The sequence below is a fragment of the Kolteria novifilia genome (assembly GCA_007748055.1).
Classification (GTDB): Bacteria; Planctomycetota; Planctomycetia; order Kolteriales; family Kolteriaceae; genus Kolteria; species Kolteria novifilia.
In genome coordinates, this window is the sequence record CP036279.1 from 3,455,808 (window position 1) to 3,475,015 (window position 19,208).

A 19,208-nucleotide genomic window follows, 5' to 3' on the forward strand; every position below is an offset into this window, starting at 1 on the left:
CGTCTTGTCAGCTTCCTTTCTCGAGGGCGTTGCTCGAAGCCGCCTTGGTTGAAGGCGCGTTGATCGACGCCGCGATCGAACGTCCACCGATATAGGATCGGCCTGGATCGACGACGAAGCGCCGACGAAGGGCTTGTCGCCCCAGCAGCATCCGAAAACCCATCTCGTCTCGACCGGCGAGCGTAAGTTCAATTTCCCAGCGTTTGCCCAACAATTCAACCGTCGTCAAGATGGAAGGACGTCGCGTTTGGTGGCCGCTTGAACTGCGCACCGCGCGATGATCGAGGAGCTTCGCTTCCGACTGGATCGTCACGTGTGCGTCGCGCTGAATCGGATGAACGGAGAAACGCACCCAAGGAACTCCGTCACGATCGAAGTAGTGGATGTCGAACGCATGCAGTGTGGACGAGCGAGCCCCGGTGTCGACCTTCGCTTTGATGAATGGGACGCCCAGGTCGGGAAGAGCCACCCATTCGCGCCATCCGACGGGGGCCAAGTTGTTGGGATGTCGCGGACGCTTAACCATCGGCGATTCGTGTCTCCCTGTTAATGAAATGGCGTGGACATTCCCATGGCGGACCCTGGAGCTTTGGCCAGCATCCGCCGAACGAATCGATCGCGGAACCATCGCCGAGACGACTTCTCCCATCCCCACTGGTCCTTTGGATGACGACGAACGATAATGTCCTCGACGTGCAATGACAAGCGTAGCAAAAGGAACCACGACGTGCCGCTCTCGAAGATACTCACGCTTGGATACATGGTCCTCACGCTCTTGTCCGCCGCTCCCGACGACGACGACAACTCTTGGGTATCGTTCCGTGGGGAAAAAGGGCCCGGTAAAGGCAAGCATATCGTCTTGGTCAGCGGAGACGAAGAGTATCGTTCCGAAGAAACCTTGCCACAACTCGCCAAAATCCTCTCGAAACATCACGGCTTCGACACGACCGTCCTCTTCGCCGTCGACGAGGACGGGACGATCAACCCGATGCGACGCGACAACATTCCCGGACTCGAGAAACTCGACGATGCTGACCTCATGATCATCTTCACGCGCTTTCGCGAGTTGCCCGACGAGCAGATGAAGCACATCGTCGACTACGTCGAGTCGGGTCGGCCAATCGTCGGGCTACGTACCGCGACCCACGCGTTCAACAAGGGGAAGAGTTCGACCTACGACGACTACACCTGGCGAAGCAAGAAATGGGATGGAGGCTTCGGCAGACAAGTTCTCGGCGAAACCTGGATCTCCCATCACGGCAAGCACGGCAAGGAGAGCACTCGCGGTATCGTCGTTCCCGATCAAGCCAGCCATCCGATCTTGAGGGGGATCAAGGACGGCGATATCTGGGGCCCGACCGACGTCTATGGGGTAAGGCTGCCCTTGCCGGAAGACAGTCAGCCGCTAGTGCTCGGGCAAGTCTTGACCGGAATGAGCCCGAACGATGAGCCCGTCGACGGGAAGAAGAACGACCCGATGATGCCGATCGCTTGGACGAAGAGCTATTCCGCGAAACCGGGGGCGTCGAAGGGGCGCGTCTTCACCACGACGATGGGCGCTTCGCAAGACTTTCAAAGTGAGGGTCTTCGGCGGCTGCTCGTCAATGCATGCTACTGGGGCCTCGGGATGGAGGAGGCGATTCCCAAAGCGTCCGAAGTGACGATCGTCGGCGAGTACGATCCGCTGCCGTTCAAGTCGGGAGGGCACAAGAAGGGAGTGCGTCCTTCAGACCATAAGGTAGGCCTTTCTCGCTGAAATTGAACTTGTCAGTACGGCGGCAATCAAGAAGATAGTCGCTTCTATTGTTGAACGATAAAGGTACTCCGCTTCGAACAGATTGCTTTATTGATGCTCCCTTCGCTTTGCCCGAACGCGTTGTTTTTTACCGGTGCGGTGGTGCTCCCGGACAAGATTCTTCGGGATGGCGCCGTTCTGTGCCGCGATGGACGAATCCAGGCCGTCGGACGCAGTTCGGACATCACGGTCCCACGCGGGGCGATCATCATTGATGTGGAAGATGGCTACATCTCTCCCGGATTCGTCGATTTGCACGTTCACGGCGGCGATGGAGCCGACTTCATGGACGCCACCGAAGAGTCCGTGAGGAAGGTCATCTCGTCGCATGCCCGACACGGGACCACCACGCTCTTTCCCACGAGTACCACCGGTTCGCGCGAGCAGATCGAAGCGATGCTCGGTGCCTGTCGGGACGTTCGCGACTCCTGGGTTCCCGAATCCGGCGCCCGCATCGCCGGGGTCCACTACTACGGGCCCTATTTCGCTCCCGAGAAGGTCGGATGCCACTCGCCCAAGGGATGCCGGGCCCCCGATCCGAGTGAATACCTCCACGCGTTCGGACTCGACATCATCAAGATCGCGACATGCGCCGCCGAGTTGCCGGGGGCGGAAGACTTCTATCGCGAGGCGAGTCGCCGCGGCTATTTCGTGACCTGCGGACATTCGAACTCGACATGGGAGGAGATGCAGCGTGGCTTTGAACTGGGGCTGCGCCACGTCGATCACTTCTGGTGCGTCATGAGTACCGTCGACAGCCTCAAGGCCCGGTTCGGCACGCCGATGCGCGCGGGGATGGAGCAGTTCGTCTTGGCGAATTGGGAGATGAGCACGGAGGTGATCGCCGACGGGTGTCATCTTTCGCCCACGCTGTTGGCATTCGCCTACCGGATGAAGGGGCCACGCCGGCTCTGTCTCGTCACCGATTCCAGTCGAGCGATGGACATGCCGCCGGGCGACTACCGCTTTGGGTCACAGGAAGATGGACCCATCTTTCGCAGCGATGGTGAAGTCGGCTTTGTTCCCGACGAGGGGCGACGGCGATTGGCGAGCTCCATTGCCGGCATGGACCGAATGGTTCGCAACATGCAAGCGGCGACGGGGGCGTCGGTTGAGAGCGTGATCCGGATGGCGAGCCTGACGCCCGCGGAACGTGCCGGGATCGCGAACGACGTCGGCAGCCTCGCGCAGAACAAATTCGCCGACGTTCTTATCCTATCCCGCGAGCTACGCGTCCAGCGAGTCTTCGTCGCCGGGGTCGAAGCTCCAATTCCCTAGCTCCAGTCTACGTCCAAGAACCAACTTTCGGATGCCACTGGCCGCTCTTCAGCCAGTCAGATCGAGATGCGTTACCACCAGCGCGAATTTCGACGTTCGACGGTGGCTTAGTGGATGCCCGACAAGCTGAAGTCGGCGACGTCTCCCGTCATGATGTCGGCGGCGATCCGCTTCATTCCCGTTCGATCGAACTTTCCGGTGACGGTGCGGGGCAGGTCGTCGACGAGTTCGAAGTGCACCGGAATCTTGTAGGTCGCGAGCGTCTTGGAGAGAAATGGCTCTAACGCCAGTCCCTGGATCGTGGCACCGGGTGATCTCACCGCGACGAATGCCACCGGGACCTCGCCGTCCTTTTCGTGCGGCGCGCCGACGACGACGCTTGCCCTGACGCCCGGATGGCGATCGATCGCATCTTCCACTTCCTTGGGAGCGAGGTTTGAGCCCCGCCGAATGATGATGTGCTTGCTCCGGCCGACGAACCAAAGATAGCCGTCCTCGTCCCGACGAGCCAGGTCGCCCGTGTGGAACCAGCCGTCACGGAACGCCTCGTTGGTCGCGGTCGCGTTGTTCCAGTACCCGGTGATCAGTCCGGAGCTTCGGATCACGATCTCTCCGACCTGGCCCGTGCTTCGGTCGCGACCTTCATCGTCGATAATCCGCATCTGGACGCCCGCGGAGGGACGTCCCATCGAGCCTTCGCGGACTCGCCCCACGGCCGGATTGTTGGAGTAGAGTCCGCATTCGGTCATCCCCGCTTGTTCGGTCAGTCGAATTCCCGCGGCCGCGCGGAAGCGACGGTGTAAGTGGTCGGGAACCTTGTCGCCTCCGATGCCCACGTACTCAAGCGAGGGGAGGGGACGCGGGTTCTTCTCGAGGTGGTCGACGAAATCGACGGCATCGCTGGCCAGGAAATTGGTGATGCTGATTTTCCGCGACGCGATCAAATCGACCATCTGTTCGGGGGAGGGCTTCATCGCCAACGTCGCGGAGGCCCCCGACATCAACGTGGGGAGCAACTGCCAAACGAGGCCTCCGACGTAGCAGATCGGCAGCGACACCAGCATTCGCTGGTCGCCGCGAACGAACTCTTCATCCGCGATTAGGCTCGCCATCGCGGAGAGACTTCGGTGCGTGTGGACCGCGGCCTTGGGATTGCCGGTCGACCCCGATGTGAAGAGGATCAGAGCGGGCTGATCGAGATTGTCGACCACGTCCGCCGGTTCGGCACGCCCGGTAGACAGCAGCTCGGTGAAGGGACGCGTCCACGTCGGCGCGACGCGCGGGTCGCCAACCATGTAAACGTCGGAGAGCGCTGGGCCCTCACGGTCCAGCGGGGGAAGCGCGCGCTGAAACTTGGTGTGACCGATCAAGACCGACGCACCGCTGTGCCGGAGAGCGAAGGTGACCTCCGAGGAGGTGTAGCGATGATTGATGGGGACGGCGATCGCGTTGAGCTTGAAACACGCCAAGTAGGTGAGGACAAACTCCGGACAGTTGGGCATGAAAAGGGCGACCCGAGTTCCGGGACCGACCCCGCGCTTGCGAAGTCCACTTGCGAGTCGGTTGGAAGCCTCCTCGAGCTCTTGATACGTCCAGTCGGATCCTTCGTGCCACACGGCGGTCTTGTGGGGCCAGCGTCTCAGGGCGTTGTCGATGACATATCGCAAATGAAACATGGCTCTTCCCTCCCGGAAGGGATCGGTGCGTTTTCGTCAACAGTTGATACGTGAATGTTGGCCCTCAGCGATAAGGGGGACGACGGTTCTTCGGGACGGGACGCTCGCGGTGGTCAATGGAAGCCTGCGGAGTCGGTTCACGATCGCTTCCGACGTCGGGGGAGGTTGTTCAACTCGCCTTGCGTGGGTCATCCTCCCTTGTGGAATCGTCGGCCGGCTCGTACATCTACTTGAGCGGGGGCCATTCGGCCGCTGCAATGAGTTGCGGGAATGCAATGTTTCATGTCAGGGTCCTGGGACCGAGGGAACAGCGAGAGTTCCTCCACGATGGGAACCAACTCGAGTTTGGGCGCGCCGGCGTTACCAGTGGACTGACCCGCTGCGTTCTCCAGGATCCCTTCGTCTCGCGCGATCATTTGCGATTGGAAGATGTCGGATCCGGCCGTGTCATCGCCACCAACCTCAGCAAACGCAACATCGTTCGCGTCACCGGCGACGAACCGATCGGCGTCGGAGAGGAGCGGACGCTCGCGATGCCGGTCGAATTGACGATTGGCGAAACGCTCGTCACTCTTTCGATTCATCACAGCGACCGAAGTGAACCCGATCAAACGCTCGGGGTCGGTGAACTCGAGGCAGATGATCACGACGAACGCCATCTCGCGACGATTCACGAGCCGATCCAGTTTCGCTACGACTACAGTGGTAACTCCCTAATCGAGCTGCGCGAGTCGATTTCCCCCGATCTGCTCACGCAGTGGTTCGAGACGGTCCTCTCGGTCCAGCAGGCCGCGGCCACCTCGAACGAGTTCTACGCGCGCACCGCTCGGGCGTTGGTCGAATTGGTGGGACTCGATCGCGGCCTCGTGCTGCTCCGAGAAGGTGAAGGCTGGAAAATCGTCGCTCGCTTCGGTCCCGAGGCGTTCGGCAAGGAATATAGCGGTCGCGTGGTGCGCTCGGTCGTCGAGGAGAAGCGGACGTTCTATGATCGGTTCGAGACCGATAGCCAGAGTGCGAGCCTCGTCAGCATCGAAGCGGTGGTCGCGTCCCCAGTGTTCGGCGCCGAGCACGAGGTCTCCGGCATCGTCTACGGTTCGCGCTCCTTCCGGCCGGACCTCGTCGGCGACCCCATCACCGAGTTGGAAGCCCGGATCGTGCAGCTTCTCGCGGCGAGTGTGGGCACCGGTCGCTCGCGGATGGATCACCAGCAAAAAGCGCTCGAGTCACGGGAACGGTTTGCTCGCTTTTTCTCGCCAGAACTGGCCGAGGAGCTCGAACGCGACCCCCACATGCTCGATGGACAAGAGCGTGAGGTGACGATCCTCTTTCTTGACCTCAGGGGATTCTCGCGACTCTCGGAACGCCTCAACCCTCACGACTTGTACCGTCTCGCCGAAGACTACATGGATGCCTTCACCCAGCGGGTGATCGAGCAGGGCGGCGTCGTCGTCGACTACGCGGGCGATGGGGCCCTGGCGATGTGGAACGCCCCCAAGCCGCAGGAGGGCCATCCCGACTTCGCTTGCCGGGCGGCGCTCGAAATGATCGGCGACTTGCCAGAACTCAATGAGCGGTGGAACGAGGTGACCGGACGGCCGCTGGGGCTCGGGATCGGCATCAACACCGGGCCGTCCCTCGTCGGCAACGCCGGGTCTCGGACAAGGCTGAAGTACGGACCTCGCGGGCATACCGTCAATCTCTGTAGCAGGATCGAAGGGGCGACCAAACACCTCGGCGTTCCCGTCATCGTCAGCGGTTTCACCAAGCAGAAACTCGACGGCGCCTTCCCGACACGGCGACTCTGCCGGGTGCGTGTCGTCGGCCTCGAGGAACCGGTCGAACTCTTTGAACTTTACTGCGACGGCTCGAACGGCCGTTGGACGACGCTGCGCGATACGTACGAGACGGCGCTACGCCACTACGAGAACGGCGAATGGGAGAAGACGGTTCACGCTCTCTATCCCGCCATCATGACCCCGGAAGGTCATCAGGACAAACCGACGCTCCTTCTTCTCGGTCATGCCATCAGTTGTCTCAATACGCCACCCAAGGAGTTCGACCCGGTCTTCGAGCTGACGTCGAAGTAGCGGTCGCGCCATCGGCCCAGCCCATGGCCGCGGTCGGCATTCTCGCTTGCATTTGTCGGTTGCTTGGGGGAAGCTAGACGATCCAAGCGACACGCTGACGTCATCCTCTGACGTCTGAACCGATTCCACACGTTGAAGGTGAAAGCGACGATGCCCAAGCAAACCCGCCGGGTCTTTCTCTCTCAAGCCGCCGCCCTCGGGGCCGCCGCGACACTTCCCATTGGAAGCCTTCGTGCGGCGAACGCGAATGACGAAATTGGACTGGGCTTCATCAGTTGCGGGGGACGCGCTCGCAATCTCATGAGCGCCTTTTCAGGGGTGAAAGGTGCCAACATTGTCGGCTTGTGCGATCCGGATGAGAGCCGCGTCGCCAGCGCGAAGAAGAAGTATCCCCAAGCGACCGGCTACTCCGACCTTCGCGACCTGATCGACGCGAAGGATGTCGACGCCGTCGTCATCGCGACGTGCAATCACTGGCACTGTCTGGCGGCGATCTGGGCGATGCAGGCCGGTAAGGACGTCTACGTCGAGAAGCCCCTTTCGCACAGTCAATGGGAGGGCTTGCAGACCGTCGCGGCCGCCCGCAAGTACGACCGCATTTGCCAGATCGGGACCCAGCAACGCTCCGATCCGATGCAGGATGAGATCAAAGCGTTTCTCCACCAGGACAAGAAGCTCGGCGATCTCCAAGTCGTTCGCGTCAATCGCTACGGCGTCCGGCCCGCGATCGGCAAACGCTCGACGCCGTTGGAGATTCCCGAGACGGTCAACTACGACCTGTGGCTCGGACCGGCGCGGGACGAGCCGCTCTTTCGCGACAAGCTCCACTATGACTGGCACTGGGATTGGAACACCGGTTCCGGGGAGATGGGCAACTGGGGCGTCCACGTCCTCGACGATGTGCGCAACAACGTCTTCCAGGATCGGGTTAAGCTTCCCAAGAAGATCATCGGTGGTGGCGGCCGCGTCGTCTATGGTGATGCCGGCAACACGCCCAATGTTCACTTCACCTACTTCGACACCGACGACATTCCCGTCGTCATTGGCTTGTCGAACTTGCCGGCCAAACCGGGCGCCAAGGGGAAAGCCGCCCCGCACCCCGGACCGGGCAGCGGATATGTCGTCTACTGTGAAGGTGGTCGCTTCGAGGGGCACCGCGGCGGAGCGTCGGCCTACGACGAGAACGGCAAGCTGATTCAGAAGTTCAAGGGAGATAGCGGAAAGCGTCACCAACAGAACTTCGTCGACGCGGTCCGCAAGCGCGATCGCTCGCTGCTCAATGCCGAGATCCAGGTCGGTCATGACAGTACCGGCTGGTGCAACCTGGCCAATATCGCCTACCAGAGTGGTGGGGCCTTTTCCATGGACGAGGCCAAATCGGTTTACGTGAAGCAGTGGCAGGACCTGCTCGCGGACATGCAAGCTCATCTCGGGGCCCACGATCTGACGATGGACGCCGAGGCGATCAAGATGAGCCCCATGCTCACGATGGATCCCGAGAAGGAGCAGTTCGTCGGAGCGCATGCCGACAAGGCCAACACGTTCCTCAAGCGGCAGTACCGCAAGGGATACGAAGTACCTAACCTGACGTAGAAGCGACCTCCGCTCACTGGGAAGGCCGCCCGATCCGCGGTGGCCCTGGGGCGATTTCAAGACTGTCTAAAAGGACACAGGAACCGATGCGTATTCTTCTGGCGGCATCACTTGTCACGACGTGCCTCGCGGTCACCGCGCAGGCCGCCGACCCCTCGACCTCGGACCTGCCGGTCGTCTTCGAGGACGACTTCGACAGCGGGGTTCACACCGAGAAGTGGGAATTCGTCGATCCCGGCTCGTGGGATTTGCAGGAGCACGGCAAAGGCAAGAGCCTTTCAATCACCCAGCGCAAGAGCGACTACAAACCGAAGGTTCGTAGTCCCGGTCACATCGCGCTGATGAAGGACGTCGAGGTCGGCGACTTCGTCCTGACCTTCAAGGCGAAGAGCACCAAGGATACCGGCAATCATCGCGACTGCTGCGTCTTCTTCAACTATCAGGACCCGTCGAACTTCTACTACGTCCATCTCGGCGCCAAGCCCGATCCGCACAGCGGCCAGATCATGATCGTCAAGGACGCTCCGCGCAAGGCGTTGACCAAGAACGAGAACCTTACGCCCTGGGATGGTGGCTGGCACGACGTCAAAGTCGTTCGCGACACGAAGTCGGGCGCCATCCAGATCTACTTCGACGACATGTCCAAGCCACACATGGAGGTCGTCGACAAGACTTTCGGCAAAGGACGTGTCGGAATCGGCTCTTTCGATGACATGAACGCCTTCGACGAGATCAAGCTGCAGGGCCGCTAACAGTCCTTTCCGCGACGTGTTTGCCAACACAAGATGAAAATGAAAATGCCCGCGCTTCGTACGCGGGCATTTTCGTGTCGTCTCTCACTCGAACGGGAACTATTCGTAGGTCCACTTGAGTACCCACGGATCCTTCGTCTTGTTCTGAAACTTCTTGAGCTTTCCCTTCATTTCATCGAGCAGCGACCCGTAGGCCGGATCGTCGGCCAAGTTCTTCGACTCGTTGGGATCCTTCTCCAAGTCATAGAGTTCGAACTCCGGTCGCTGGATGTAGTCCTTGACGGATCGCTGGCCGTATTTGGCGTCGGGGCCATCCTTCCAGACACTCTGCCAAGTCGGCGCCGCCCAGAGATCCGATGCGAAGGGGTAGGGCAGCGGGTACGCGATGTTCCAGATCAGCTTGTGCTTACGATCGCGAACGACGCGCATCGGGTAGTACATCGTGATCTCGTGGAAGGTATGCGACGCGTTGATGTCGTCCCAGCCCTTGGGATTCTCTTTGTCGAGGATCGAGAGGAACGAACGTCCCTGGAACTTGTACTTCGTTGGCGTCGCGTTCGCGAAGTCGAGAATCGTCGGGGTGATGTCGATCCAGCTCACCATCGCGTTGCAGACGACGTCTTTCTTCTTCACGTAGGGATCGCGGACGATGCAGGGACAACGCAAGCCCGGCTCGTAGACGGTGGTCTTGCCACCGGGAAAGGCGATGCCGTGATCGGAGATGTACAGGATCAGCGTGTCGTCCCAGTGGCCGGTCTCCTTGAGGATCTCGATCAGCCGGCCGAGGCCTTGGTCGATCCGCGAGACCGACTGATAGTACTGAGCCAGTTCCGCGCGGCACTCGAGGGTGTCGGGAAGAAACGGCGGAACGATCACGTCCTTCGGGTCATAGACGACCTCTTTCACCCCTGGATAGTCCTTGCCGTTGCCGAAGCGATTCGGCTTGCCGGGAAGATCGTCCGCGGTCCCGCCACCCCGATGGGGATCGGAGGTGCAGAAGTACAGAAAGAAGGGCTTGTCGCTCTTGGCGCCGATGAAGTCCTTGCTCTTCTCCGCCATCTCGACGGCGTTTCGGCTGTTTCCCTTCAAATACGTGTCGAAGTGATAGATCTTCTCGGGAGCGACATGGAACTTGCCGATGCTGGCGGTACGGTAGCCGGCGCTGCCCAGGAGGACCGGGAGCGACTTGACCTTATCGTAGGTCGTGAAGTGGTGATACGAGTGCATGTGGCCGTATTGGGCGTTGGCATGGTTAAAGAGCCCGGTCAGGATCACCGAACGGCTGGCGCTGCAACTAGCGGTCGTCGCGAACGCGTAGGGAAAGAGCGTTCCCTCGGCCGCGAGCCGGTCCATGTTCGGCGTCTTGATGACCGGATTTCCGTAGCAGCCGGCATCGCATCCTTGGTCGTCGGTGACGAAAAGGATGACGTTCTTCTCCGCTCCAAGCGCGAAGCCCGTCGTGGTCGCGATTGCGACAAGTGCAAGTACGATCGTTCTCATTGGCGAAAGTGTCCCCCCATGGCATGTTGTTTGGGTGAGTCCGCAAGGCAGGTCCAGTTTCGCCCAGTATACTGACTGCCGTCCCTCGATGGTTGACAAAGATCATGACCCGGTGAATCGGGCGAGCTCGATCGTCGCAGGTCATCATCTCCCTACCCATCTTGATGCGCACGGGACATCGAGCATTTCTTGATCCGCCCGAACGAGCGCATAATGAGAGCGCGAGGGAAACGGCACTGTGGTTGTCGTTTGCCAAAGGAAGAGGGGCACCGAGGACGCGGAACCGGCTGTCCGCGACGGCGCTCCTGTCACGAGATCTGTTACTTCGCGGAGGTGAACATGGCTGTCCAGATTCATGAGACCGCTCAACTGTTGAAGAAGAAGTGCGTTCCTTGCGAGGGAGGCGTTCCGAGGCTGACGCTCGAGGAGTCGAAACAGCAGCTTGAGAAACTCGAGGGCTGGACACTCACCGAGGACGGCCTGCGGATTCGCAAGCAATGGCAGGTAAAGAACTTCATGGCCGGGATGGAGTTCTTCAACAAGATCGCTCAACTGGCCGAGGACGAAGGGCATCATCCCGACCTCCATCTCTCCAGCTATCGCAACGTCGCGATCGAGATTTGGACGCATGCGATCGGTGGATTGTCGGAGAACGACTTCATCCTCGCCGCGAAGATCGACGAGATTCCCGTGGCGCTGAGGACCTAGGAGGCCGCATGTCCGTTTCCCGTCGTCGTGGCGAGTGGTCCATGCCGCACTTCAATCAACTTGTCGTGGCGGGGATGATTGGCGCTGTCGTGGCGACGACGTTCAAGCTCAATCTCTTAGGGATCTTTCTCGTCGGCGTCGCGCTGGTGCTCATTCGCAAGCACAGAAGAACGATCGAGGGACCGATCCCGTTCGTCCCGCCATGGCGGCCATTGGAGCCAAGGGATCGCCGCTGACGTCGCATTGCGGGGGAAAGGGCTACTTCTTCGGGCGATACATGTGCGTCGCCTGTCCAAAGACCGCTTCGGCCGACTCCATCATCGTTTCGGTGAGGGTCGGATGCGGATGGATGCTGTCGCCGAGATCGCGGGCCACCGCCGCGGTCTCGACCGCGAGAATGCCTTCGGAGATCAGTTCGCCGGCGCCGACGCCGACAATGCCCACCCCAAGGATCCGCTCGGTCTTCGGATCGACGAGCAGCTTGGTCATCCCCTCGGTCCGGTTGAGCGTCAGAGCGCGTCCGGAAGCTCCCCAAGGGAAGCGAACGATCGCGACTTCCTTCTTCTGCTTCTTCACTTCGTTCTCGGTCAACCCACACCAGGCGATCTCCGGATCGGTGAAGACCACCGCGGGGATCGCGATGTTGTCGAAAGCCGCGGGCTCTCCGGCGATCACTTCCACCGCGATCTTCGCCTCGCGGGACGCCTTGTGCGCGAGCATGGGCTCTCCGGCGATATCGCCGATCGCGAAGAGGTGGGGATCGGCCGTGGCTTGCGACGAGTCGACCTCGACGAATCCCTTCTCGTCAATCTTCACCTTGGTCGTCTCGAGTCCGAGGTTCGCGCTGTTCGGGCGTCGCCCGACGGCGACCAGGACGCGATCAAAGAGTTGCTCCGGTTCGACGCCTTCGCCGGTGATGTGAGCGACGATTCCCTCGGGCTTGGCCTCGAGCGAGTCGACTTTGCTCTTGAGGTGGATGTTGGCGAACTGTTTCTCGAGTCGCTTGGCGAGCGGGCGGACCAGATCGCGATCGGCGCCCGGAAGCAGTCCGTCGGTGAACTCGACCACCGTCACTTCGGAGCCGAGGGCCGCGTAGACGGTCCCCATCTCGAGGCCGATGTAGCCACCTCCGATGACCAGCATCTTCTTGGGCACGTCCTTGAGGTCCAAGCCGCCGGTCGAGTCCATGACGCGCTCGTCGCCGATCCGAAAGATCTCCGGCATCGCCGGAACCGAGCCGGTGGCGATGATCCCATGTTCAAAACGAATCTCTGTCGGAACCAGGGCGGAGTCGTCGACGGCCTCAAGCGCGATCGACTGGGAACTCTTAAAGGTACCACGAGCGCGGATCAGATCGACACCGCGCCGTTGGCAGAGTTCCCGAACGCCTCCGGTGAGCTTGTCGACGACCTCGTTCTTCCAGCCTCGAAGTCGATCCAAGTCGATCTTGGGTTCGCCGAAGCTCAAGCCCCACTCGTTCGCTTCGCGAGTCTCGTTCAGTAGCTTGGCGGCGTGGAGCAGTGCCTTTGAGGGGATGCAGCCGCGGTGAAGGCAGACGCCTCCGGGGGCCGTGTCGAGATCGACGAGGGCGACCTTCATGCCGTGATCGGCGGCATGGAAGGCGGCGGCATAGCCACCCGGGCCACCTCCGAGGACAACGACTTCCGTTTCAACGACGGCACCGGCCATTGAGGCTCACTCCCTTGATCTTCGTCCCGAGGAGGGGACGGCTTGGTGTTCTCCCTTGCTCCTCGCGGGTCGCGACGCCGAAGCAAACCTGTCGCGGGGAAGGGTCGACTTGGAGAACTCGCGACGAGCTCCCATCCGAAGTCGTGGTTTACAGTTCGGTAAGAAGTTGGAACGGCTCGGACAAGAGGGACGTCACTTTGCCGATAAAGCGAGCGCCGTCGGCGCCGTTGACGACCCGATGATCGTACGAGAGCGACAGAGGGAGCATCAGTCGAGCCACGGGACCACTCTCGGAAGGAACGTACTCCTGGCGGGAGCGTGCCATGCCGAGAATCGCCACTTCGGGGTAGTTGACGATCGGGGTGAAACCCGTGCCGCCGATCCCACCGAGGTTGGAGATCGTGAAAGTGCCGCCCTTCATGTCGTTGGGACCCAACTTGCGAGCTCGGGCGCGGCCCGCGATGTCCGTGAGTTCGGCGGCCAACTCGAGTAGGCTCTTCTGGTCGCAGTCGCGAATGACCGGCACGACCAACCCGTTCTCAGTGTCGACCGCGACCCCGATGTGGAAGTACCTCTTGAGAATCAATTCGCCGCGAGACATGTCGATGCTCGCGTTGAAGCGTGGGTAAGCCTTGAGCGCGGCCACCACCGCCTTGACGGCGAGGACTGTCATGGTGATCTTCGGGGCGCCCTCGTGGGACTTGACGAACCGACGACGCGCCGCCTCGAGATCGGTGACGTCGGCCAAGTCGTGTTGCGTCACGTGGGGGACGGTCTGCCAAGCGAACGACAGGTTGTTCGCGGAGGTCTTGGCGATCTTGTTCAGGGCTTCGTGTTCGACTTCGCCCCACTGACTGAAATCGGGCAGGGGGGGAGCCGCCACCGTTGTGCCGCCACCGACAGGGTTGGCGAGACGGTTCTTGACGAACTCCTTGACGTTGTCCTGCGTGATTCGCCCACCCGGACCGCTGCCGGTGATTTCGTGGAGATCGACACCGAGTTGCCGCGCCAAACGTCGCGTCGCCGGGCCGGCGGGCGCGGGAGGCTGATCCTTGGAGGGCGCCGTCGTGGCGGGAGCGGCGGTCTGCGCCGGTTTGGCGCTTGCCGCCTCAGGATCCGCTTTGGACGGTTGCGGAGCGGATGAGGTATCCGGTTCCGACTTGGCGGGCTCTTCCGGTTCCTTCTTGGCCTCGGGTTCCGCGCTTGCGGCGGCGGAAGCGGCGGTGCCGTTGCTACCGGTTTCCTCCAGAGTCAAGACCAGCGTCCCGACGCTAACGCTGTCGCCTTCGGAGACGTGGATCTTCGAAACGGTGCCCGCGTGGGGGCAGGGGACTTCGAAGACCGCCTTCTCGGTCTCGACCTCGAGGACCGGCTGTTCGGCTTCGATGGTGTCGCCTTCGGCAACCATGACCTGGCCGACGTCGGCACTTTCGACATTCTCTCCGAGATCGGGGATCTTGAACTCAATCGTCATTGTGATTCCATGGTCGGGGATTTTACGTCCGAGCCCAAGATGACTGGGCTCGAAGACGAATCGCGAAAATCGTTAAGCCAGTACTGGATCGGACTTGTCGGGATCGACGTTGAGCGTCTTTTTGGCTTGGTCGAAGACCTCACGCTTGATCTTGCCGCGTTTAAGGAGCTCTCCCAACGTGACGAAGATGACGTAGTCGGCGTTGATCTCGTAGTGCTCCCGCAAGTCCTCTCGTGACTCGCTTCGACCGAAACCGTCGGTGCCGAGCCCGATAAGGGGTTCGGGAAGCCAGTGACCGACCTGATCGGCGACCAGTTTAATGTTGTCGCTGGTGGAGACAAATGGGCCTTCGATGCCCTCGAACGTCTGCTCGAGGTAGCACTTGCGGGGAGTCTCTTCCGGATGGAGTCGGTTCCAGCGTTCGGTCGCTTGAGCGTCGCGACGTAGTTCGGTGTAGCTGGTCGCGCTCCAGACATCGCTGGCGATACCGAATCGCTCGGCGAGGATCTCTTGAGCCTTGAGGGCTTCCTGGAGAATCGAGCCGCTTCCGAAGAGTTGCGGCCGAGCGGGCGATCCGGACACGTCACGACTGGTGAGCTTGTGGATTCCCTTGAGAATACCCTCGGCGGCCCCTTCGGGCATCGCCGGCATCTCGTAGTTCTCGTTGTAGACCGTGATGTAGTAGAAGACGGCCTCTTGTTCCTGATACATCCGGCGAAGGCCGTCCTGGATGATGACGGCGACTTCGAAGGCGTAAGCCGGATCGTAGCAGACGAGGTTGGGAACGACCGACATGCAGAGATGGCCGTGGCCATCCTGGTGCTGTAGGCCTTCGCCGTTGAGTGTCGTGCGTCCCGCGGTCCCGCCGAGCATGAAGCCCCGCGTGCGCGAATCAGCGGCGGCCCAGACCAAGTCGCCCACCCGCTGGAATCCGAACATCGAGTAGTAGATGTAGAACGGAATCATGTTGATTCCGTGGGTCGAGTAGGAGGTCCCGGCGGCGATGAATGAGCACATCGACCCGGCCTCATTGATACCCTCTTCCAAGATCTGGCCGTTCTTGGCCTCCTTGTAGTAGAAGAGGTTGTCCGAGTCGACCGGTTCGTAGAGCTGACCGCTGGGAGCGTAGATGCCGCACTGGCGGAAGAGCGGTTCGAGCCCGAAGGTACGGGCCTCGTCGGGAATGATCGGAACGACTTTGTCGCCGATCTCCTTGTTCTTGAGCAGGATCTGAAGGATTCGGTTGAATGCCATCGTCGTCGAAGACGTTTTGCCGCCACTGTCCTTCAGGATCGACGTGAAGTCTTCCAGCTTGGGCGTTTCGACTTTGGGGGCCTTCACCGAGCGTTGGGGAAGGTAGCCCCCGAGTTCTTTTCGCCGTTGGTGGAGATACTCCATCTCCGGGCTGTCGGCCGGCGGCACGTAGAAGGGAACCTCTTCGAGCTTGTCGTCGGGAATCGGGATTCCGAAACGATCGCGGAACTCCCGCACCGCGTCGAAGTTGAGCTTCTTCTGCTGGTGGGTCGACATTTGACCTTCGCCGGCATCGCCGAGGCCGTATCCCTTGATCGTCTTGGCGAGAACGACCGTCGGGGTACCGGAGTGGGTCGTCGCCGCTTGATAGGCCGCGAAGACCTTCTCGGGGTCGTGCCCACCACGTTTGATGTTCTTGAGGTACTCGTCGGAGAGGTGCTCGACGCGCCGCTTGAGTTCGTCGTAGGCTCCGAAGAAGTGATCGCGGATCCAGTCGCCACCGGCGGCTTTGTACTTCTGGTACTCACCATCGAGGCATTCGGTCATCCGGCGAACGAGCAATCCGTCATGATCGGCGGCGAGCAGGGGATCCCACTGGCTCCCCCAGACGACTTTCAGGACATTCCACCCCGCGCCTCGGAAGACTCCTTCGAGCTCCTGAATGATCTTCCCGTTGCCGCGGACGGGCCCGTCAAGACGTTGCAGGTTGCAGTTGACGACGAAGATGAGGTTGTCGAGCTTCTCCCGAACCGCGATCGACAGGGCGCCGAGCGTTTCGACCTCGTCGCATTCACCGTCGCCGACGAAGCACCAGACCTTCGCGTCGGAGGCGGGACGCAATCCTCGGTTCTCGAGGTAGCGCATCAGCCGGGCCTGGTAGATCGACATCAGCGGGCCGAGGCCCATCGACACCGTCGGGAACTGCCAGAAGTCGGGCATGAGCCACGGGTGGGGATAGGACGAAAGTCCGCCTCCCTCACCAAGCTCCCGGCGGAAGTTGTCGAGCTGTTGGGGCGTCAACCGGCCTTCGAGGAAGGCGCGCGAGTAGATGCCGGGCGAAGCGTGTCCCTGGAAGAAGACGAAGTCGCCGCCGCAATCGTGATCGGGGCCACGGAAGAAGTGGTTGAAGCCGACTTCGTAGAGGGTCGCGGCCGAGGCGTAGGTCGAGATATGCCCGCCAACACCGGAGCTACCTTTCGAGGCCCGGACCACCATCGCCATGGCGTTCCAGCGGATGATACTCTTGATGCGCCGCTCGATGGCCCGATCACCGGGATAGACGGGCTGTTCCGAAGCGGGAATCGTATTGATGTAAGGGGTTCGCACGGCGCGGGTGGGTTCGATTCCCTCTTTCGAAGCCACCTCGATGAGACGCGTCAGCAACTGCCCGGCCCGAGCAGGTCCTTCTCGACGAATCACATCCTGGAGCGATTCGAGCCATTCACTGGTCTCCTGCGGATCAATGTCTTCACTCAGGAGATCCCGTGTCACACCCTTCAGCATGGGAGCGTACTCTTTCTGTCTAATTCACTAGCCGCGTTGAGACGTCGTTCGCGGCGTTGTCATGCGGACTCTTCTGGACGCAACCGTACCGCTTGCAGCATACTCGGATCGCGCTTCATTTCCCACACTTGGCCCCTGGATTGTGCCAATTATCGGGGAAGTGGGCGAGTCTCCGCGAAGAGAGTCGCGATCGCATCGGATTTTCGCCTCACCTGTTCATGGTTTTCAACTTCGCGACTCGGAAATCTTCCAGGCTTCGGACCCACGCCGCGCTGGGGCAGTCGGTCGAAGCCGCTCGTTGCTTGGCGAGATGCACCGGACGAATCCCCAGCGCCGCGGCCCCCAGCACGTCTTCTTCCCAGGAGTCACCGATGTGGACGACGCTGGACGCATTCACGCCCAGTTGGTCCAATGCCGCTTGGAAAATCTCCCGATGAGGCTTTTTTCGGCCGATTTCCGCGCTGGTCAAGGTGAAGGTGACAAACTGATCCAGGCCGTGACCGCGCAGGATCCCGTGCAACGACGAGTGCCAGTTGCTCACAATCGCCGCCTCGCGACCCTCCTCGCGACAGGCTTCCAGGCACGCGAGCGCCCCAGGAGTCGTTTTCCATGTCTGGGGGTCGTCGAACCGCTGGAAGAGCCGAGCAAGCCACTCGTCGTGTTGCTCGTGGAGTGTCGCGAACGGGCGGGAGAGTTCGTGCGTAAACCTCCACCATCCTTGGAGTTCCATCTCTTCGGAGCACTCGAGCTCGGGATGAGCGGAGCGGTACTCGCTCGCGAGCTTGGGCCAGAGTCCTCGTAGACGCTCGACAAACTCGTCTTGGGGAACCTCCGTCCCCAATTCGCGGGCCTCTTGCAGGTAAATCTCGGCGACCGGGAGGACGGGCTCCAAGAGCGTCATCCCGGCATCGAAGAGGACGGCGTCGACATCAGGCGCGGACACGAGACTCATTGCTCCTTCATGGACGACGATTCGTGGCAAGAGCGTCCTGCCTTCTGTGGAAGAGCAGTCTTCCCCGAAGACCGATCGTGCGGAGGGGACTTCGCGGCGATGAGCGAGTCGGACGTCCTCTTGACGCGAAAATGGTCGTTGTGGATCATGCTGTTAGCTTGGATTCGTTGGCCGTCCCCGATGACAGCGATTTTTCACATTGCGAATCTTTTTGCTCAGCGAAAAGTTCGCCAACTACTGATGACGTTGGCGAGGTTTTGGTAATTTAATCTAGCGCGACGAGCATCGGGCCTCCGCGCGATACTCCTACAGATCCTTCCGAACAGAGGAAACGACCGACAGGCCATGTTAGGCAATCGAGAACAAGCCAAACGCGAGTTTCTCGTGATCGAGGAAGTTGGGGACGTGCTCGTCGTCACGTTCATGCGCCCTCGGATCAGCGGTCTTCCGATGACCGACGCGATCAAGCTGCAACTTCGCAAGTATCTGCTCGCCCACCGCAGCGGCAAGTTCCTCATCGACTTCCGTGGAGTCACGTACCTTTCCAGCGCCGGTGTCGGGGTCCTGGTGAATGTCCAGGAACGCCTCCATCGTCGCAACGGGAAGATGCACCTTTGCCGAGTCGGCGATGAGATCGAGCCGGTCTTTTCCGTCCCAGGCTTCGATCAGCGATTTCCCATTTTTCCCGATCGGCAGTCGGCGATTACCGCCTTCGAGCACGAAGAAGACGTGGAAGAGGATCTCGAGGAGGCACCGTCTCGACCGAAACCCTCGGACGCGGAAACGACCGACTTGGGCGAGCCGGAAGAGGACGACGATTTCGACGCCGCCGTCGAAATGATCGAGGAGGACTCGGTCAAGAAGGAACTCACCGAGACCGACGTCTATGAACTGCTCGACTTCGATGGCTCTCATCAAGACAAGAACAACGACGACTGAGGGGATCT

General features: G+C 60.8%; 15 protein-coding genes. 8 read left to right on the forward strand and 7 right to left on the reverse strand.

The genetic code is table 11. The features are described 5' to 3' along the window. Positions 1-7: 7 nt before the first annotated feature. Positions 8-526 (reverse strand): ATP-dependent zinc protease family protein, encoded by a 519-nt coding sequence (locus Pan216_RS12595; protein WP_145258331.1) that lies wholly within the window; start codon positions 524-526, stop codon positions 8-10. A 234-nt stretch (positions 527-760) separates the two neighbouring features. On the opposite strand from Pan216_RS12595, the gene Pan216_RS12600 reads away from it, so the two are divergent. Together Pan216_RS12600 and Pan216_RS12605 are read left to right on the forward strand one after the other, a co-directional pair. Then, entirely contained in the window at positions 761-1,756 is a 996-nt protein-coding gene (locus Pan216_RS12600) for a ThuA domain-containing protein (protein WP_145263913.1), read from the forward strand. A 93-nt stretch (positions 1,757-1,849) separates the two neighbouring features. Beyond that, complete coding sequence (locus tag Pan216_RS12605) at positions 1,850-3,073, forward strand: N-acetylglucosamine-6-phosphate deacetylase (RefSeq protein WP_145258332.1); 1,224 nt, start codon at positions 1,850-1,852, stop codon at positions 3,071-3,073. A gap of 107 nt (positions 3,074-3,180) precedes the next feature. Here Pan216_RS12605 and Pan216_RS12610 read toward each other — a convergent pair whose 3' ends face one another. Further along, the gene (locus Pan216_RS12610; protein WP_145258333.1) at positions 3,181-4,749 is read right to left on the reverse strand and encodes a class I adenylate-forming enzyme family protein; all 1,569 of its coding nucleotides are present in this window, start codon (positions 4,747-4,749) and stop codon (positions 3,181-3,183) included. A 275-nt stretch (positions 4,750-5,024) separates the two neighbouring features. On the opposite strand from Pan216_RS12610, the gene Pan216_RS12615 reads away from it, so the two are divergent. The 3 genes from Pan216_RS12615 (at position 5,025) to Pan216_RS12625 (ending at position 9,181) form a co-directional block, all read left to right on the forward strand. Next, positions 5,025-6,836, forward strand: coding sequence for an adenylate/guanylate cyclase domain-containing protein (locus Pan216_RS12615; RefSeq protein ID WP_419193591.1), 1,812 nt, complete (start codon positions 5,025-5,027; stop codon positions 6,834-6,836). Between the two features lie 150 nt (positions 6,837-6,986). Further along, the gene (locus Pan216_RS12620; protein WP_145258335.1) at positions 6,987-8,429 is read left to right on the forward strand and encodes a Gfo/Idh/MocA family protein; all 1,443 of its coding nucleotides are present in this window, start codon (positions 6,987-6,989) and stop codon (positions 8,427-8,429) included. 86 nt (positions 8,430-8,515) lie between these two features. Then, on the forward strand, positions 8,516-9,181 hold the full coding sequence (locus Pan216_RS12625; protein ID WP_419193592.1) for a hypothetical protein: 666 nt from the start codon (positions 8,516-8,518) through the stop codon (positions 9,179-9,181). A 99-nt stretch (positions 9,182-9,280) separates the two neighbouring features. On the opposite strand, the gene Pan216_RS12630 is transcribed toward Pan216_RS12625, so the two are convergent. Next, entirely contained in the window at positions 9,281-10,681 is a 1,401-nt protein-coding gene (locus Pan216_RS12630; protein WP_145258336.1) for a sulfatase family protein, read from the reverse strand. 339 nt (positions 10,682-11,020) lie between these two features. On the opposite strand from Pan216_RS12630, the gene Pan216_RS12635 reads away from it, so the two are divergent. Both Pan216_RS12635 and Pan216_RS12640 read left to right on the forward strand, forming a co-directional pair. Then, positions 11,021-11,389 carry a 4a-hydroxytetrahydrobiopterin dehydratase gene (locus tag Pan216_RS12635; RefSeq protein ID WP_145258337.1) on the forward strand — a complete coding sequence of 123 codons (369 nt, stop codon included), beginning with the start codon at positions 11,021-11,023 and terminating at the stop codon, positions 11,387-11,389. An 8-nt stretch (positions 11,390-11,397) separates the two neighbouring features. Next, positions 11,398-11,625, forward strand: a complete 228-nt coding sequence (locus tag Pan216_RS12640; protein WP_145258338.1) for a hypothetical protein — start codon at positions 11,398-11,400, stop codon at positions 11,623-11,625. 22 nt (positions 11,626-11,647) lie between these two features. Here Pan216_RS12640 and lpdA read toward each other — a convergent pair whose 3' ends face one another. The 4 genes from lpdA to Pan216_RS12660 form a co-directional block, all read right to left on the reverse strand. Beyond that, positions 11,648-13,078 (reverse strand): dihydrolipoyl dehydrogenase, encoded by a 1,431-nt coding sequence (gene lpdA, locus Pan216_RS12645; protein ID WP_145258339.1) that lies wholly within the window; start codon positions 13,076-13,078, stop codon positions 11,648-11,650. Between the two features lie 148 nt (positions 13,079-13,226). Continuing rightward, entirely contained in the window at positions 13,227-14,552 is a 1,326-nt protein-coding gene (locus Pan216_RS12650) for a 2-oxo acid dehydrogenase subunit E2 (protein ID WP_145258340.1), read from the reverse strand. Positions 14,553-14,624: 72 nt separating this feature from the next. Further along, complete coding sequence (aceE, locus tag Pan216_RS12655; protein WP_145258341.1) at positions 14,625-17,309, reverse strand: pyruvate dehydrogenase (acetyl-transferring), homodimeric type; 2,685 nt, start codon at positions 17,307-17,309, stop codon at positions 14,625-14,627. A gap of 208 nt (positions 17,310-17,517) precedes the next feature. Continuing rightward, complete coding sequence (locus tag Pan216_RS12660) at positions 17,518-18,252, reverse strand: HAD-IA family hydrolase (RefSeq protein ID WP_419193593.1); 735 nt, start codon at positions 18,250-18,252, stop codon at positions 17,518-17,520. A 354-nt stretch (positions 18,253-18,606) separates the two neighbouring features. Here Pan216_RS12660 and Pan216_RS12665 point away from each other — a divergent pair, with 354 nt between their 5' ends. Beyond that, positions 18,607-19,200 (forward strand): STAS domain-containing protein, encoded by a 594-nt coding sequence (locus Pan216_RS12665; RefSeq protein ID WP_145258343.1) that lies wholly within the window; start codon positions 18,607-18,609, stop codon positions 19,198-19,200. Positions 19,201-19,208: the final 8 nt, after the last annotated feature.

Coding starts and splice junctions, on each gene's coding strand:
- Pan216_RS12600 (WP_145263913.1), top strand. CDS start 761: ATGGTCCTCACGCTCTTGTCCGCCGCTCCCGACGACGACGACAACTCT.
- Pan216_RS12630 (WP_145258336.1), bottom strand. CDS start 10,681: ATGAGAACGATCGTACTTGCACTTGTCGCAATCGCGACCACGACGGGC.
- Pan216_RS12650 (WP_145258340.1), bottom strand. CDS start 14,552: ATGACGATTGAGTTCAAGATCCCCGATCTCGGAGAGAATGTCGAAAGT.
- Pan216_RS12610 (WP_145258333.1), bottom strand. CDS start 4,749: ATGTTTCATTTGCGATATGTCATCGACAACGCCCTGAGACGCTGGCCC.
- Pan216_RS12640 (WP_145258338.1), top strand. CDS start 11,398: ATGTCCGTTTCCCGTCGTCGTGGCGAGTGGTCCATGCCGCACTTCAAT.
- Pan216_RS12620 (WP_145258335.1), top strand. CDS start 6,987: ATGCCCAAGCAAACCCGCCGGGTCTTTCTCTCTCAAGCCGCCGCCCTC.
- Pan216_RS12595 (WP_145258331.1), bottom strand. CDS start 526: ATGGTTAAGCGTCCGCGACATCCCAACAACTTGGCCCCCGTCGGATGG.
- Pan216_RS12615 (WP_419193591.1), top strand. CDS start 5,025: ATGTTTCATGTCAGGGTCCTGGGACCGAGGGAACAGCGAGAGTTCCTC.
- Pan216_RS12605 (WP_145258332.1), top strand. CDS start 1,850: ATGCTCCCTTCGCTTTGCCCGAACGCGTTGTTTTTTACCGGTGCGGTG.
- Pan216_RS12665 (WP_145258343.1), top strand. CDS start 18,607: ATGTTAGGCAATCGAGAACAAGCCAAACGCGAGTTTCTCGTGATCGAG.
- Pan216_RS12635 (WP_145258337.1), top strand. CDS start 11,021: ATGGCTGTCCAGATTCATGAGACCGCTCAACTGTTGAAGAAGAAGTGC.
- aceE (WP_145258341.1), bottom strand. CDS start 17,309: ATGCTGAAGGGTGTGACACGGGATCTCCTGAGTGAAGACATTGATCCG.
- lpdA (WP_145258339.1), bottom strand. CDS start 13,078: ATGGCCGGTGCCGTCGTTGAAACGGAAGTCGTTGTCCTCGGAGGTGGC.
- Pan216_RS12625 (WP_419193592.1), top strand. CDS start 8,516: ATGCGTATTCTTCTGGCGGCATCACTTGTCACGACGTGCCTCGCGGTC.